Raw genomic sequence first — 15,946 nt, 5'->3', positions numbered from 1 at the left:
GTCGTGCCTACGGTCGGAGGATGTCCTCCGCCCCGGGCCGCGCCCCGGCCCCCGCCCCGGTCTGCGCTCTCGACGGCTGCCGCTCGGCCGCCGAGCCGGGCGCACCCGTCGCGCTCTGCAGCGCGCACCTCGGGCTCGCGCACGACTGGGTGGCGCGCGAGGACGGCGTCGTCGACGCCCTCGCCTCGCCGTGCCTCGTCTGCGGCTCGCGGCTGGGCGTCCGGTACCCGTCGGGTCGGCTCTGCGCCGCGTGCGAGTGGCGGGTCGGCGACGCGCCCGACGGCGAGCTGCCGCCCCCGCGGGTCGACGTCGTCTACTACATCCGCTTCGCCGGGCGGATCAAGATCGGCACCAGCGGCAACCCCCGGCAGCGCCTGCACCGGCTGCGGCACGAGGAGCTGCTGGCCTTCGAGCGCGGGGGGCGGCCGCTCGAGCAGCACCGCCACGCGCAGTTCGCCGCCGAGCGGCTGGAGCGGACGGAGTGGTTCGCCCGCAGTCCCGCCCTCGATCGGCACATCGAGACGGTGCGCGCGGGCGAGCCCGACCCGTGGGCCCTGCACCGGCGCTGGTGCAGTGAGGCACTCGCCCTGCGGACGTCGTGACGCGGTGATCGCGGGAGAGCGGACTCAGCGCGCCCAGGCGTCGACGAGCAGCGGCCCGCGGATCTCGCGCAGCTGATCGAGCAGCCGGTCGACGAGTCCCGCCGAGACGCCCGACGCGCTGACGTCGTACGGGCCGAGCGGAGGAAGACGACCGGTCCGCACGCGCACCACCTCCCAGCCGACCGCCCGGAGGGCGCGGTCCTTCCGCCGGTCCGCCTCCTCGCGGTGTCCCACGTGCTCGAGCCCGTGCCGCCCGGTGGAGTCGTACTCGATCGCCACCCGCAGCTCGCTCAGCAGGATGTCCGGCCACGCCTCCAGGTGCTCGAAGAACGGCCTGCTGAGCCGCACGGCGGTGAAGCCCGGCTCGAACTCGAGCCGCTCGGCGAGCAGAGCCCGGAGGCGCGCCTCGACCGCCGACGCGGGCGGCGGCGCGCAGGCGCTGACGAAGGGCTCTCCCGGCGGCAGCGGCGGGGTCTTCGCGCAGATCCGAGGCGTGCGCGCCTTCGACGGGGTGCGGGCGGGACGGGGCGGGCGCTCAGGAGCGGGCGCGGGCAGCGGGGCCGACGCGCGGTCGACCACCGTCTCGATCGCGGGCCTCGGTGTCCGGGGCTTCGCGAGCGCCGCGCAGTCCGGGCACCAGGACGAGCGCCGCCGCTCCCGCCCCGGCCGGTGCCGTTGCTCCTCGGGCGTCGCGACGAAGACGTGCCCGGCATCGCACAGCCAGCACAGGTACACGTCGGCCGCCGGCGGGATCTGGCTGAGGACAATCCCCCCGTTGTACTCGGGCCGGTACTGCAGCACGAGCACCGGGAACGACGCCCACGCCTCCCGGTACGTCCCCACCGGATACGGGACGTCGACCCCTCGCGAGAACCGCCGCCGCTCCCACCACCGCCCGATCGCCTCCGCCACCCCCGCACGCTAACCCGGACCACCGACGTCGCCGGCCTGTCCGCCGATCGAGGAGCCCGCGGATCAGGCGGATCGAGATCCGCCGGCGAGAAGAAGCGTCTGCACGCCCACCCTCCTGACGACGGCGGGTCTCGATACGCCCCTGCGGGGCTACTCGACCAGCAGATACGCCCCTGCGGGGCTACTCGACCAGCGAGGAGGAGAGACGACCGTGCTCGACCAGCGGGCAGGGGCGGACGAGTGGACGCGGGCCGGGCTCTGCTTCGGACACGAGGCCCGTTATTCGCCCGCTCGCGCAGTCATGCCGATCGAGGAGCACGCGGAGCGGGCGCATCGAGGTCCGCCGGTGTCGGAGGGCGAGTCTGAGGACTCGCCCTCCTGAGGGCCGAGGGTCTCGATATGCCCCTGCGGGGCTCCTCGACCGGCGTGGCCGCCGGACGCCTCTGCGGGGCTAGTCGACCGGCGAGGCGCGTCGCCGCCGGGCGAGCAGGGCGGCGCCGAGACCGAGGACGAGGGCGGCGAGGCCGCCGCCGAGCCACGGGCCGGGATCGCCGCCGGTGTCGGCCAGGCTCGTGCTCACCGTCGGGACGACCGGCTTCGGCGAGACCACTGTCGTCTCCCCCGGCGCGCCGCACTCCCCCCGGTGCAGGACCGTCCCGTCCGCCGCGGCGAGCGTCTCGACCCAGTAGTAGCTGCCGGGCTCGGTGAAGCGGGTCTCCGCGGACCAGTACGAGACGTTCTCGTTCAGACCGGCGGTCGTGGCGACCGGACCGGCCGAGCCGTCGTAGGCACGGTTCGCCACCGTGCACACGGCCTGGTCGCCGCTCTTCCTGAACGCCTCGAACGTGATCACCGCGCCGGCCGGGACGTGGCCGTCCACGACCGCCTCGTCCCTCACCGGGTCGCCCACCAGCACTGCCGCGGTGGCCTTCGTGTGCACGTCCGGCCTGTGCACCGTCGTCGTCTCGCCGGGCGCTCCGCACTCGCCCTGGGCGAGCATCCTGCCGTCGTAGGAGTGCAGCTCCTCCACCCAGTGGACGGCGCCGGGGGCGGTGAAGACGATCGCGGGCGAGGTGTACGTGCCGGCCTTCTCGACGAGGACCGGACGGTCGGCGGTGTCGGCCACCAGGGTCGACGCATCGCAGACCGGCTGCTCGACAGCGGTGGAGGAGCCGGTGCCGGGAGCGGCACGGTGGGCCTTCCACGTGAGGAAGGCGCCCTTCGGAGTGACTCCGGTGACGATCGCGTCGTCGGTCGCACCCTCGTGGACCGCGCTGTCGGTCTGCGCTCTCGACGACACGTCGGGCACGGTCACCGTCGTGGTCTCCCCCGGCACTCCGCACTCCCCGCGGTGCAGGACCTTCCCGTCCTTCGCGCGCAGCGTCTCGACCCAGTGGTAGACGCCGGGCTCGGTGAAGCGGACCTCGCTCGACCAGTAGGACGTCTTCCGGTTGCTGCCCGCGGCGACCGGGACGGGGGTCGCCGAGCCGTCGTGCACGCGGGACTCGACGGTGCACGAGGCCCTGTCCCCCGTCTGCCGGTACGCCTCGAAGGTGATCACGGCGCCCTCCGGCACCTCGCCGTCGACGACCGCCTCGTCCCTCGCGGTGTCCGACAGCGGCACGGAGGGCGTCGCCCTCGTGCGGACCTCCGGCGTCGTCACCCGCACCACCTCGCCCCTCGTGTTCCATCCGTCCGCCCAGCCCCTGGTGAAGAGCGTCTCGGCTGCGGACCACACCCAGACGATGTGACCGGCGGAGCCCGCCGGCGCGGTCGCCGCGTCGGCGGTGTAGGTTCCGGGTCCGGTCGCGACGATGCTCGTGGTCGTCAGCACCGTCGCGTCCTCCGGTCTGGTCGCCGGGACCTCCCCCGTGCCGGGCACCCAGTAGGCGGTGCCGGTGAAGGTGACGGGGACGCTCCTGCCGTCCTTCTTCAGCCACGCCCCGGTGTCCTGCACCGTGAGGGTGTCCGTGGAGGTCGCGGTGACCGGGATCTCCTCGTCCGCGACCTGTGTCGCGGCGGAGACGATCGTCGGCGAGAGGTGCGTCTCCGCGACCAGGCCGAACCCGTCCGACCAGGCGTAGCCGTCGGGCAGGAACGGCTTCACTCGGTCCGGCTGAGACGCCTCCTCGACCCGCCAGACCCACGTGTAGAACCCGGCCGAGGGGACGGTGACGCCCGGCGACGTGTACGTCCCCGGACCGGTCGCGGTCAGCTCGACGCTCCCGGCGACGGGCGCACCCGCCGGCGCGGTTCCGGACGGCGCGGGCTGCTCGTCGTACGGGCCGTGGAGCGTGCCCCGGTAGACCACCGGGACCGGCGCGCCGTCGAGCGTGCGCCACTCCCCCGACCCCGGCGCGACTCCCGCCGTCACCGTGTCGGTCGCCTGCGTCCCGGCCTCCACGCGCCGCGTCGAGACCTGCGTCGACCCGATCGGCGAGAACGCGGTCGGGATCGGCGCGGACGCCGCCGTCGCGGCGGCGATCGTGAACGAGCCGTCGATCCTCTGCCCCTTCGACGCCGTCCACTGCTCCGCCGTCGCGCCCGGCGCCCAGGTCGTGATGTTCCCGACGTAGCCGGAGGCGCCCGGAACCCGGATCTCGTCCGAGCGCGCCTCGACGGCGAAGGTCGAACCGGCGCTCGGGACGACGCGGAACGTCCGCGACTCCCCGCCCGTCATCGTCGACTCGCCCGCCCCGGTGTCCTCGAACACCGCGTTCGTCAGATGCACCGTCCCCGCCTGGCCCGGCGGGTCGGTCAGGGCCGTGACCCTGCCGGTAGCGGCGCTCGAGTCCATGTCGAGGCTCAGCGACGCCGACCCGGCCGTCCGCCCCGGCTTCACGGCCGTCACGCCGGCGGCCTCCGCCCGGTACTGCTGCAGCAGCCCGAGCACGGCGTCCCGATTCCCGCCGGCGCGAGCGCTGTAGTAGACGTCACCGGGCATCCCGTTGCCGTTGTAGGCCGCGTTGTCGGCCACGTCCCACACGTACAGGGCGACCGCCGCCGCGGTGTTCGCGTCCTCCGTGTTCCCGTGGACGTCCATGACGTAGCTCAGGCGCGCGAGCTGATCCGGCGACAGGGAGTTCCAGTCGCCGTTCAACGACGGCCCCGACGTCGGGCTGTACGGGATCGACGCCCTGATCTGCAGGCAGTAGGCCAGGGTCCCGTCCGGGTGCCGATAGGCGCCGAGGAAGCCCTTCCCCACGTCGAATCCCGCGCCGTGCGTGGCCGCGGACGCCGACAGGGGTGCGAGGAACGACGAGGTCAGCGCCAGCGACGTTCCCGCTCCCCCGACCAGCCCCGCCGCCAGCAGGCCGGCGGCCAGCCGTCGCCCGAGCGTCATCCGGCCCCGGTGGGCCGCACCAGGTGCCACCACCGGCCGCGTCCGGGCACCGGGCGCACCCTCGCCGCCTCGGGAGGGCTCCCCAGCCCGTCGCACTCGATTCATGCCGTTCTCTCCTCTGCGTCCGTCGAGGCCCACGCCTCACGCGTCCGCCGGATGCGGTCGCGTGCCGACCTGCGGGAGGCCTGCCGACGGACACCAAGGTAACCATCCGATGGGATCATGACACCGGTGGCGCGAATCATCGCCACCCAGGGCGGTATGGCAATACGCGCCTGCGGCCTCCTGCCGCGGACCCGTGCGGGAGGATGAGGGCATGCCAGCGTCTGCGCCGTCCACGAGGAGCCGAGCGACCCCGGAGGAGGCCGACATCGCCGTCCGGGTGGTCGGCAGCGAGATCAACAGGGGGATCCTGCGATCGCTCTCCCGGGCGGCGCGTCCCGAGCAGGGCCTGCTCTTCGGCGAGCTCGTGGAGGCCATCGGTCCGGAGCTGCCGACGGGCCGCGCCACGACGACCAGCCTCTACCGGCACCTCATCGAGCTGGAGGACGCCGGAGTGGTCCTCGGCAACCTCCCGCGGGAGCAGCGCCGCGGCCGCTCGGTCCAGTACCGCATCGTGGCGTCCCGCCTCGAGGAGATCTACGCCCGCAGCCTGGCGTACGCACTCGGCGAGACCGACGGCGACGACGCTACCCGGTAGATCGGCCTGGTGACGAGGCGAGCGTGCTGCCGCACCGCTGACGACGGCGGGTCTCGATACGCCCCTGCGGGGCTGCTCGACCAGCACGGATCTCCTGAGCCGGTGGCACTCCTGGAGGGAGCGGACGGCGAAGCCGGATCGCGGCAGCAGTGCTCCACCGCAGGTGCGAGCGCACCGCGGAATCGCGTGCCGAGCGATTCCGCGCAGCGAACCCAGGACGCTCTGCGAAACCCGACCCGCTCAGGAAGCCGACCGCGGGGAGGAGCGACGCAGTCGCACCGACCCCAGAAGCACAGCCCGAGCGATTCCGCCAGCGGGCTCGGGACGCTCCGCCGAACCCGGCCCCCTCAGGAAGCCGACCGCGGGGAGGAGCGACGCAGTCGCTCCGACCTAATGAGCACCGTCCTGCTCGTCGAGGTCGGCGATCTCGGCCTCGTCGGGCTTGAAGGTCAGCGAGAACATCGCGATGGCGACGAGCACGACGATGAACGCGACGCCGAAGCCGATGAGGGCGACGACGAACTCGCGGGTCGACATCAGGACGACGAGGCCGACGAAGGCGGCCATCACGGCGGAGAGGCCGATCAGCTCGAGCGGGCGCAGGCGGTCCTTGCGGGTGGGGCGGAAGGTGCGCGGCGCGAAGTCGTCGTCGGAGGGCGACGGCTCGGAGGAGGCGGGGTCGGGGGCGGTCATCGGTCTCCTCCGGTGGTGGGGGTGGAGGGTGCGGCGGCATCGGCGCCGGCGGCCCACTTGAGCGAGAACGCGGCGATCGCGAGGAACACGGCGAGCATCACGGCGTAGGCGCCGAGGAGCCCGACCGAGACGACGGGGTGCGGCGGCAGCAGGGCGAAGACCGCTCCGAGGAGGGCCGTGCCGAGGCCGACGATCACGGCGTCGCGGGCGGCGAGGCCGGTGCCGCGCCGGCCGCTGGAGAACTCGAGCGAGCCGGAGACGAGCGCCCAGCCGGCGACCAGCGCGATGAACGGCAGCAGCGCGGCGACCGGCAGCGCGACGAGCGCGAGCACCCCGGCGGCGAGGGTGACCCCGGCGGAGGCGAGGGCGAGGGTGCGGCCGCGTCCGGCGAGGGTGCGCAGGCCGATCGCGAGCGCGACGGCTCCGCTCAGGATCGCGAATCCGGCGAAGACGGCGAAGCCGAAGGCCGGTCCGTGGTCGGGCGAGAAGGTGATCACCACCCCGGCGACGGCCGCGACGGCGGCGCGGGCGAGGTGCAGGGTCCACAGCCGGCTGGCGGTGTCGGCTTCGGCCACGGTCGAGCCTCTCTGGTGGTGCGGGCGGGTCGGGGTCGCGCGAGGGCGGGGACCGAGCGGCGTCGCCGGGTCCGTCGGTGCGGTGTCCCGCACGATCCGGAGGACGCGCCGGCCCGGTGACGGGCGGCCGCCTCCGCGGACCCTGCGATTTTACGCTCCCCCGGGCGCTCCCGGCGCCGGAGGGCCCTCCCGGCACCGGGATGCTCGGCCACCGTGCAGGTGAGCACCCCCGTTCCGAGCACGCCGCTCCGGACCACAGCGTGTTTCCGCGGGGTAAACACCGCGGATCCGAGCCGCACGGACTCGTGGCGCACAGGGGGCGCTCGCTATCGTGGGTCACACCCGCGCGCCTCACCCCCGGGCGCGATCACCACACCCCCCCAGGCTCAGGACGTCCACCCCCGGCGTCCCACCCGCCGCACATCCCTGGAGTTGATGCCTTGAACGGACTGGATCTCGCGATCCTCGCGCAGCGAGCACGCGATCTGGCCTTCAGCAAGCTGGTCGCCGGCGGTTTCCACCGCTTCGGCAAGGGTTCCCGGATCTGCCTGCCCTTCCGGATCGGACCCGGCCAGGGCAAGCGGATCTCGATCGGCGAGAACGTGCTGATCAGCGCGAACTGCATGCTGATGGTCCCGACCGACGACGCGCCCACGCCTGCCCTGATCATCGGCGACCGCGTGCGGATGAACATGACCGCGATCAGCGCCGTGCAGAGCGTGGTCATCGAGGAGGGCGTCGGCATCGCCCGCGGCGTCTACATCTCGGACCACTCGCACGGCTTCAAGGACCCGACGCGGTTCATCCGCGATCAGGGCGTCGACCGGATCGCCCCGGTCCGCATCGGCCGCGGCGCCTGGCTCGGCGAGAACGCCGTGATCATGCCCGGCGTGACGGTGGGCCGCGGCGCCGTGATCGGCGCGAACGCCGTCGTCCGCGAGGACGTCCCCGACTACTCCGTCGCCGTCGGCGTGCCCGCGCGCGTCATCCGGACCTTCGCGTGAGGAACGCCGTGCCCGAACCGACAGCGCCCGGATCCGCCGCGCCCGAGCCGACCGCGGACGGCCTCGTCCGCGACGTCGTCTTCACCTTCTCCTACGAGACGTACACCGACGCGGCCCGCCGCGGCATGATGCGCCCGCCGGACCGCATCCTGCACTCGCTGATGGAGAGCCCGCAGGTCGGGCGCCTCATCGTGGCGAACCCGTACCGCTTCCTGCCGACCACGCTCGTGCGCGGGGCCCTGGGCCGCGAGGTCGAGTTCCCGTCGACGCCGCAGCGCGTCCTGCACACCCCGCTGCGCCTGCGCCGCTCCGACCCGACCGACATCGCCGGCCTGGAGAAGGAGTACCGCGCCTACGACCGCGGGATCGCGAAGCTGGCCGACGAGATGGAGCTCGTGCGCCCCGTCGTCGTCACGACCAGCCCCGTGGTCGCCGGCTTCTCGCCGTTCGAGTGGGCCGAGCACGTGATGTTCTTCGCCCGCGACGACTGGACGACGTCGACCCGCTGGAAGGGCCACTGGCCCGCGTTCCAGGAGGCCTACCGCCGCGTCGCGACCAGCGGCCGCTCCGTCACCGCCGTCTCGCAGGAGATCATCGACCGCATCGCGCCGACCGGTCCGCACGCCGTCGTCCCGAACGGCGTCAGCCCGGAGGAGTGGACCGGCCCCGTGCCCGACGCCCCCGAGTGGCTCAGCCGCATCCCCGGCCCGCGCGCCCTGCACGTCGGCACCCTCGACGACCGGCTGGACGTCGAGGGGATCGTCGCGGTCGCGACAGCGCACCCCGAGCTGCAGATCGTGCTGATGGGCCCGCAGCCCGACCCCGGCTACCTGGCTCCGCTCGCCCCGTTCGCGAACGTGCACCTGCACCACTCCGTCGGCCGCCGCGAGCTGGTGGCGACGATGCGCAACGTCGAGCTCTGCCTCCTCGCGCACCGCCGCACCCCGCTGACCGAGGCGATGAGCCCGCTGAAGCTCTACGAGTACGTGGCGAGCGGCTGCCCGGTGATCTCCGTCGATCTGCCGCCGATCCACGGCATCAGCGACCGGATCCGCATCGTGCCGACCATGGCGGAGTTCGCCGCGGTCGTCGACGACGCGCTCGCCGACGGCCCGGCCACCGAGGACGAGCGCCTCGGCTGGATCCACGCGAACTCCTGGGCCGCCCGGCACGAGACGGTCCTCGACATCCTGCTCGACCGCAACGGCGGCCGCGCCCGCTCGGGCGGCTCCGCCCCGTCGGCGCTCCACGCGGGCTAGGTCAATCCACCCAGGGGTCCGACTCCGAAGTAGCCAGGGAACGGGTGCCTCACTATCGTGGGGGTGGCACCGCGGCCCGTTCCGCTGTGCCCTCGTCCTCGGACGGCGAGCACACGCCCAGGCGCAGGAGCGGATCCCGCCGTGCCGGCCCCGCGTCGCACCCGACGTCACGATCCTCACCCGCCCGAGAACCACCCGACCGACCAGGACGACGATGCAGCGCAGGCTCCCCGCCCCACCCCGCGCGCGTCCCCCTGAGCGTCGACCCGCCGATGCCCGGGACGCCCCCACGTCCTGACGCACTCCGGGGAGAGCGCGGTCACGACGCCGCCCGATCTCCCCCCCACGGGGCCGCTCCTGCAGAGAGCGGGGCTCGCGCCCGGCTCCACGCCGCCCCCGCACCACCCACCCCCACCACACCCAGCCCTGCACTACCGCCTCAGTCAGCTTCCGCCGGAGGACGAGCCCGAAAGCTCCCCCGGACGCAAGAAGGGTCGCCATGTCACAGTTCCTGTTCGTCTGCTCCGGTGGAGGGCATCTGAAGCAGCTGTTCACGCTGTCCTCCCGCTTCGGGATCGATCCCGCCGACCAGCACTGGGTCACCTTCGACAACGGCCTCAGCCGCTCCCTCCTCGAGGGCCGGAAGGTCACCTACAGCCGCTTCGCCGCCCCGCGCGACGCCCGGCCGATCGCCGAGAACGCGCTGATCGCGCACCGCATCCTGGCCAAGGGCGACTACTCCGCCGTCTTCAGCACCGGCTCGAGCCCGGCCGTGTCGTTCATGCCCGAGGCGTCGCTGCGCGGCATCGAGTGCCACTACGTCGAGAGCGCCGCGCGCGCCGACGGCCCCTCGATCACCGGCAAGATCATGTCGCGCCTGCCCGGCGTCAACACCTACACGCAGTACCCGGTCTGGGCCGACGAGCGCTGGCTCTTCGGCGGCTCGATCTTCGACGCCTACACGACCGGCCCCGATGAGCCCGTCTCCGCGATCCGTCGCGCGGTGATCTCCGTCGGCACCCAGGACCTCTACCCCTTCGACCGGCTGATCGCCGCGTCGGTGCCGCTGCTGAAGGACGCCGAGGTGCTCTGGCAGACCGGTCTCGCCGACGTCTCGCCCTACGGCATCGAGGGCCGCGCGAGCGTGCCGCACCACGAGCTCCAGGAGGCCGTGAAGGAGGCGGACGTCGTCATCGCCCACGCGGGCACCGGCGCCGCCATCACGGCCATCGAGAACGGCAAGGTCCCGATCCTGGTCCCGCGCCTCGTCGCGCGCGGCGAGCACATCGACGACCACCAGATCCAGATCGCCCGCGAGCTCGACCAGCGCGGCCTCGCGATCGCCGCCGCTCCGGAGGAGCTGACCGAGGAGCTGCTGCTGCGCGCCGCGAGCCGCACCGCCGCGCTGGCCCCGACCGTGCCGCCGTTCCGCTTCAGCCCGTCCCGTGCGCGCTCGCGGCGCCGCGCGTCCGCCACGGTGCCGTCCTGGCGCCCCGAGCGCGGCGACACCCGCTTCGAGGCCGTCTGACGCGGGGGCCGCTGCGCCCTCCGCGCGCCGGATCACCTCCGGCACGCCGAACCACCTCCGGCTCGCCGAATCCCTGGGATTCCGCGAGCCGGAGCTGCTTCCACGTGCCGAACCGGGCCGGAGCGAGCCGCGGGCGGCGCGCAGCGCCCTCCGCGCACGCAGAAGGGCGGAGGAGCCGCAGCTCCCCCGCCCTCGCGGTCGTCCCGCAGGCGCCCTCAGGCGGCCCGCTCAGCGCCTCAGGAGGCGTTGGCGAGCAGCGCCGTCCAGGCGATGTCCGCGAGCCTCGCCTGGCCCGCCAGCGACGGGTGGAAGTGGTCGACGTCGGAGATGTCGTCGGAGGTCACGTCGAAGTCGTGCAGGGCGCCCTGGTCGTAGACGCAGTTCGCGGTCGCACCGCAGACGTCGGCGAGGACGTCGTTGTAGGCGTCGATCGTCGTCGAGACGTTGTCGCGGCGGGCCTGCGCCTCCGCGTCGTCCGAGGTGGGCTCGTAGAGCAGCGAGTTGCAGTTGGAGCTGCCGGCCCAGCGCGAGACCGCCTCGGCGTCGCCGCGCTCGGTCTCGAAGAAGTCGAGCAGGTTCGGCACGGAGGAGACGAAGACCGTCGCCTCCGGAGCGCCGGTGGAGAGCGTCGTCAGCGCGGTCGTGACGTTGGCGCGGAAGGCGTCCGGCGTGGTGATGTCGGCGCTGTTCTTGCGGCAGACGTCGTTCGCGCCGATCAGGATCGTGACCAGGTCGGGCGCGGCGGCGACGGCCTTCTCGGCCTGGCGCGGCAGCTCGGCCGAGGTCGCGCCCTTGGAGGCGACGTTCTCGATCTCGGGCACGGCGCCGACCGACTCGCCGGCGCGGCGGGCGACCGAGTCGACCGTCTCGTCCTCGCCCGTCGTCCAGGACGCGCTGGGGCAGGGCTTGTTCTGCCCGCAGGCGGCGACGCCGACCGAGATCGAGTCGCCCATCGCGGCGATCGAGCCGGCCGCGAACGGCAGCTCGCCCGAGGCGGCGGGCTCGGTCGTCTCGGCGGGAGCCGGGGCGGAGGTGCACCCGGCCAGCAGCGCGGCGGCGACGGCCACGACGGCCAGGACGCCGGCGCGACGGGAGCGGGTGGAGCGGGTCATGCGGCGCCTCCCTCGGCGGCCGGGGTGGTCTGCGGAGCAGGAGAGGCAGGAGTCGCCGGGCCCTTGGGCTTGGGCTTCCGGACCTGCTTCACGAACGCGAGGATCTGGTTCATGTCGCGGCGGTAGGCCGGGATCGCCATCGCGAGCGCCAGCGGCACCAGCGAGGCGAGTCCGCCGACGAGCAGGTGGAGGATCGCGGGCAGGTCGGTGTACGCGCCGACGGCCCAGGCCGCGCCGAACATGAACGGCACGACGAGCGCCGGACGCAGGACGGGCACGATCACGTCGGAGCCGCGCACGAAGGTGCCGCGGATCGCCAGCCAGAATCCGGGGACGAGCAGCGCCAGGGTGGTGAGGCCGTAGAGCAGCGCGAGGCCCTCGACGCCGTTCCACCACAGGCCCACGAAGAACGAGCCGATGACGAGCGGGCGGGTGACCACGTAGTACACCAGTTGGCGGTGCACGCGGCCGAGCGAGATGTAGATCCAGCCCTGCACGTTGCCGATGCCCTGCGCGATGCCCGCGATGGACAGCAGCGACAGGATCGTGGCCGACGACGACCACTGCGATCCCAGGAGGAGCTCGACCAGCGGCCCGGCGAGTGCCGCGAGGACGCCGAAGGTGGGCAGCGTGAGGTACCCGATGACGAGCAGCGCGCCGCGGACGTAGCGGCGGTAGCGCTCGCCGTCGTCCTGGAGCGAGGACAGCACCGGCAGCGCGACGCGGCCGAGCGGGCCGTTGAGCTGCTGCAGCGGCAGGAGGAAGAGCGAGTAGGCGCGGGTGTACTGACCCAGCACGCCTGTGCCGAGCTGCGCGCCGATCAGCACGTTGTCGACGTTGCGGGCGAAGTAGTTGAGCAGCTGGACGCCGAAGATGCTGCCGCCGGTGGTGACCAGCGGGATGACCTCGCGCGAGATCTGCGGCCGGCCGAAGGTGGGCCGGGCCGCGACCCAGAGCGCGATGAACCGGTAGATCAGCGCGCCGCCCTGCAGCACGACGAGCGACCAGACGCCCCAGCCGAGGAACGCGGCGACGATCGAGCCGATCACGCCGACGAGCATCGAGACGACGTCGATCTGCGCCATCAGGCCGAACTTCATCTCCTTCTGCACGCGCGCCTGGAGCGGCATGCAGAGGCTGTTGATGAAGAGGGTCGGCGCGACGGCGAGCGTCAGGACGACCAGCGCCTGCTCGTTGTAGATGCCGGCGATGAGCCAGGCGGAGGCGCCGATCACGATCGTGCCGACCACACCCAGCGCGACCGACAGCCAGAGCACGGACCGCCACACGGTCTCGCTCATCTTCTTGGCCTGGATGATCGCGCCGGTCAGACCGAAGTCGCGGACCAGGTCCGCGACACCGACGATGGCCGTGACGGCCGCGAGCAGACCGAAGTCGCTCGGCGAGAGCAGGCGGGCCAGCACGATCGTCGAGATCAGCTGGATCGCGGTCTTGCCCCACAGGCCGCCCAGGGTCTGGATGACTCCGCGGCTCGCCTTGTGCCCGAGGTCGGACTTGGGCGAGGCGGGCGGCAGGTTCGGTCCGTCGCCCACGGTCGGCGACTGCGCGATCGCGTCGGTCGCCAGCGTCTCGGTGGTGTGCGCGGTGTCGTCGATCGCCGCCTCGATCTGGGCGTCGCTCGCCGTGGTGCCGTGGCGGGCGGAGGAGCCGCCCGCGGGGGTCGACCCCGTCACGCGCGCGTCGTCTCGTCGCGGTTCCATTCGGGTACGCCTCCTCGAGCGATGATCGACCGCGCCTCGAGGCGGGGTCGCAGATAGCCGTAGCAGTAGATCGGGAAGGCCGGCCACAGGGCGGGCCGGCGCAGGACGCGCTTCAGCAGCGCGACCGGGCCGCCGCCGCCGGAACCGGCCTGCTCGGGCACGAGCCCGGAGGCCGCCAGCTGGGCGTTGCCGATCGCGATGCGGACGGTGCGCTTGATCTGGTTGCGCATCCGGCGCGGAGCCTTCACGGAGAAGGACCGGCCGGGGAGCGTCAGCCGCTCCTCGGGGGTGAAGAGCTGCTGGACGAAGCGGTCGTCCGCGATGATCTCGGGGAACGCGCCGAAGCGGCTGCGCCCCTCGGCCGAGAGGCCGTAGATCCCGGAGCCGACCAGCCCGGGGGCCCTGTAGTCGGACAGCTCCCAGATCGAGTAGTGCGCCCGGACGGGCCAGGACGCCCCGCCGGTGTCGACGCGGAACTCCGGCGCGGCCGCGAGCGGGCCGCCGGGGCGGGCCAGCTCGTCGCCGAGCGCCAGGAGCGTCTCGGCCGAGACCGACACGTCGGCGTCCACGTAGATCCTGGGGAGGACCGTGGCGAGCTCGTCCGCCGCGTTGAGGCCGGCGATCTTCGAGGCCCGGGGCGTCTCCGCCACCAGGATCCGGGGATCGACGGCCCGGGCGACAGCCGCGGTGTCGTCGGTGCAGCCGTTCGCGCCGACCACGATCTCGAGCCGGCCCTCCGGGTCCCCGTCCACGAGGGCACGGAGGAGCCGGGCGATCACCGCCCCCTCGTCGTGCGCGGGGATGACGACGCTGACGCGTGCGCTCACGACTCGATCGGGGCCGGCTTGCGGACGACGTGAGCGCCGACGTGCGAGCCGAGGGCGGGCTGACCCACCGGGATGTGGGGGCCCCCGCGGGTGAAGGCGGAGACGTGCCCCGCCTCCTCCGGCGACAGGCGCCGGCGGGTCGACTTCCGCGGTGCCTCCGTGATCACCCAGGCCCCGACGGCCAGGAGGATCCAGAAGAGCATGAAGGACTGGAAGAAACCGAAGGCGTCGTAGAAGTACGCGGCGATCGTGTAGCCGAGCAGCAGGACCGCGACGGCGAACGCGAGGCTCGCGTACTGCGGCGTGGTGGTGCTCTTGAACGAGTAGCGCAGCAGCATCACGATCGGGACGAGGAACAGCACGGCCAGGCCGATGACGCCCACGGCGCCGCCGTCGAGCAGCGTGCCCAGCCACTGGTTGTCGAGGATGAACGCGTTCTTGTCCTCGCCCACCACGATGCGGCTGCCGACTCCCGTTCCGAAGAAGGGGTGCTCGCGCACGATCGCCATGGCCGGCTCGAGGTCGGCCAGGCGCCCGGCGCCCGCCATGCCCGCGGAGGTGTACTGCGAGGCGATGAGCGCGTCCGGGTCGAGGAAGGACCCGATCATGTCCGTGAGGATCTTCGGGATGAAGACGAAGCCGAGGCCGAGCACCGGCACCATGCCCAGGAGCAGGTAGCCGCCGACCTTCGGGCGCAGGATGACCGTGAGCAGGAACATCACGCCGAGGGTCACGATCGCCGTGCGCGAGACCGCGGTGACGACGCCGAGGAGCAGGGCGAGGATCGTGCCGTAGTAGATGATCCGGCGGTTGATCTCGTTGAAGGGCCAGCGGGCGTACTTCGAGAGGTAGACGGCGATCGGGATCATCATGGTGAACATGACGGCCAGCGCGATCGGGTGCTGCGACGAGCCGAACGAGCGGTAGCCGCCGGCGCGGTAGGCCTCCTGCTCGGCGCCGAGGCGCTCGAGCGGCAGGAACTTGTCGAGCATGGTGAAGACGTTCTGCTGCGTCGCGCGCTCGATGACCGCGAAGAAGGCGACGACGACGGCCGACCAGACCAGGAAGGTCAGGAAGGCCTCGACGAGCTTCTCGTTGCGCATCACGAGCCGGGCGACGAAGTAGACCGAGAGCATCAGCAGGTCGTTGACGATCGCGCCGACGACGCCGCTGCCGAGGCCGCCCTCGGAGATGAACTGCACGTTCGCGGCGATCGAGAGCAGGCTCGAGGCGACCCAGATGCCCAGCGGCCAGCCGAACGCGGCCGGACGCCAGACGAAGGTCGGATCGATCATCAGCGCGACGATCGCCGCGACGACCATCATCACGATGACGAGCCGGTACGGCTCCAGCGCGAAGCCCAGCGGGATCGGCAGCGCGTAGTAGCGCACCGGGATGAACATGATCACGCCGAGCAGGACGATGAACGCCCCGGTCCAGTTGAAGACGAGCTTGCGCGTCAGGTACAGGAACGAGATCCCGAAGAGGATCGCCCCCGCGTACAGCGGGTTGAGGTAGTAGACCGCTGCCACGGCCACGGCCGCCAGCAGGACGGTCGACAGGACCGCGCGGACCGTGAAGGTCCGGCGGACGAGGATCTCACCCGCGTACGGGTCGTCGTTCCCGGGGACCCCGAGCGGGGTCCCCTTCAGCGTCTGCGTGCTCATCTG

Annotated in this window: 13 protein-coding genes; 5 read left to right on the top strand and 8 right to left on the bottom strand. The window is 72.9% G+C overall.

Annotated elements, in window-relative coordinates; genetic code table 11:
• The first annotated feature begins 20 nt into the window (after positions 1-20).
• Positions 21-602, top strand: a complete 582-nt coding sequence (locus GTU73_RS03415; RefSeq protein WP_160086997.1) for a GIY-YIG nuclease family protein — start codon at positions 21-23, stop codon at positions 600-602.
• 24 nt (positions 603-626) lie between these two features.
• Here the strand turns inward: GTU73_RS03415 and GTU73_RS03410 are convergent, their stop codons facing one another.
• Positions 627-1,514: a hypothetical protein gene (locus GTU73_RS03410; protein ID WP_244231756.1), complete on the bottom strand. Its 888-nt coding sequence runs from the start codon at positions 1,512-1,514 to the stop codon at positions 627-629.
• Between the two features lie 451 nt (positions 1,515-1,965).
• The gene (locus GTU73_RS03405; RefSeq protein ID WP_160086995.1) at positions 1,966-4,857 is read right to left on the bottom strand and encodes a hypothetical protein; all 2,892 of its coding nucleotides are present in this window, start codon (positions 4,855-4,857) and stop codon (positions 1,966-1,968) included.
• A 316-nt stretch (positions 4,858-5,173) separates the two neighbouring features.
• Between GTU73_RS03405 and GTU73_RS03400 the strand changes: the two genes are divergently transcribed.
• Positions 5,174-5,557, top strand: a complete 384-nt coding sequence (locus GTU73_RS03400) for a hypothetical protein (RefSeq protein WP_160086993.1) — start codon at positions 5,174-5,176, stop codon at positions 5,555-5,557.
• Between the two features lie 390 nt (positions 5,558-5,947).
• Here the strand turns inward: GTU73_RS03400 and GTU73_RS03395 are convergent, their stop codons facing one another.
• Together GTU73_RS03395 and GTU73_RS03390 are read right to left on the bottom strand one after the other, a co-directional pair.
• The gene (locus GTU73_RS03395; RefSeq protein WP_244231755.1) at positions 5,948-6,250 is read right to left on the bottom strand and encodes a hypothetical protein; all 303 of its coding nucleotides are present in this window, start codon (positions 6,248-6,250) and stop codon (positions 5,948-5,950) included.
• Entirely contained in the window at positions 6,247-6,825 is a 579-nt protein-coding gene (locus GTU73_RS03390; RefSeq protein ID WP_160086991.1) for a hypothetical protein, read from the bottom strand. Before GTU73_RS03390 ends, GTU73_RS03395 begins: the two co-directional genes overlap by 4 nt.
• A gap of 440 nt (positions 6,826-7,265) precedes the next feature.
• Here GTU73_RS03390 and GTU73_RS19455 point away from each other — a divergent pair, with 440 nt between their 5' ends.
• The 3 genes from GTU73_RS19455 to GTU73_RS03375 all read left to right on the top strand — a co-directional run bounded on the left by GTU73_RS19455 (position 7,266) and on the right by GTU73_RS03375 (position 10,616).
• Complete coding sequence (locus GTU73_RS19455) at positions 7,266-7,829, top strand: acyltransferase (RefSeq protein ID WP_123734729.1); 564 nt, start codon at positions 7,266-7,268, stop codon at positions 7,827-7,829.
• Between the two features lie 8 nt (positions 7,830-7,837).
• Entirely contained in the window at positions 7,838-9,088 is a 1,251-nt protein-coding gene (locus GTU73_RS03380; RefSeq protein ID WP_160086989.1) for a hypothetical protein, read from the top strand.
• A 499-nt stretch (positions 9,089-9,587) separates the two neighbouring features.
• Positions 9,588-10,616, top strand: coding sequence for a glycosyltransferase (locus GTU73_RS03375; protein ID WP_160086987.1), 1,029 nt, complete (start codon positions 9,588-9,590; stop codon positions 10,614-10,616).
• A 236-nt stretch (positions 10,617-10,852) separates the two neighbouring features.
• On the opposite strand, the gene GTU73_RS03370 is transcribed toward GTU73_RS03375, so the two are convergent.
• Genes GTU73_RS03370 through GTU73_RS03355 form a run of 4 tightly spaced genes read right to left on the bottom strand, consistent with a single transcriptional unit; the run spans position 10,853 to position 15,943 of the window.
• On the bottom strand, positions 10,853-11,728 hold the full coding sequence (locus GTU73_RS03370) for a GDSL-type esterase/lipase family protein (RefSeq protein WP_160086985.1): 876 nt from the start codon (positions 11,726-11,728) through the stop codon (positions 10,853-10,855).
• Entirely contained in the window at positions 11,725-13,449 is a 1,725-nt protein-coding gene (locus GTU73_RS03365) for a lipopolysaccharide biosynthesis protein (RefSeq protein ID WP_160086983.1), read from the bottom strand. The genes GTU73_RS03370 and GTU73_RS03365 overlap by 4 nt, the downstream gene beginning before the upstream one ends.
• Complete coding sequence (locus GTU73_RS03360; protein WP_160086981.1) at positions 13,419-14,276, bottom strand: glycosyltransferase; 858 nt, start codon at positions 14,274-14,276, stop codon at positions 13,419-13,421. Before GTU73_RS03360 ends, GTU73_RS03365 begins: the two co-directional genes overlap by 31 nt.
• Positions 14,273-15,943: an O-antigen ligase family protein gene (locus GTU73_RS03355; protein ID WP_160086979.1), complete on the bottom strand. Its 1,671-nt coding sequence runs from the start codon at positions 15,941-15,943 to the stop codon at positions 14,273-14,275. The genes GTU73_RS03360 and GTU73_RS03355 overlap by 4 nt, the downstream gene beginning before the upstream one ends.
• Between the last annotated feature and the right edge of the window lie 3 nt (positions 15,944-15,946).

This window comes from Rathayibacter sp. VKM Ac-2804, assembly GCF_009866655.1.
Lineage (GTDB): Bacteria > Actinomycetota > Actinomycetes > Actinomycetales > Microbacteriaceae > Rathayibacter.
The sequence above is the reverse complement of the archived record's forward strand: the minus strand, read 5'-3'. Positions and strand labels throughout refer to the sequence as shown.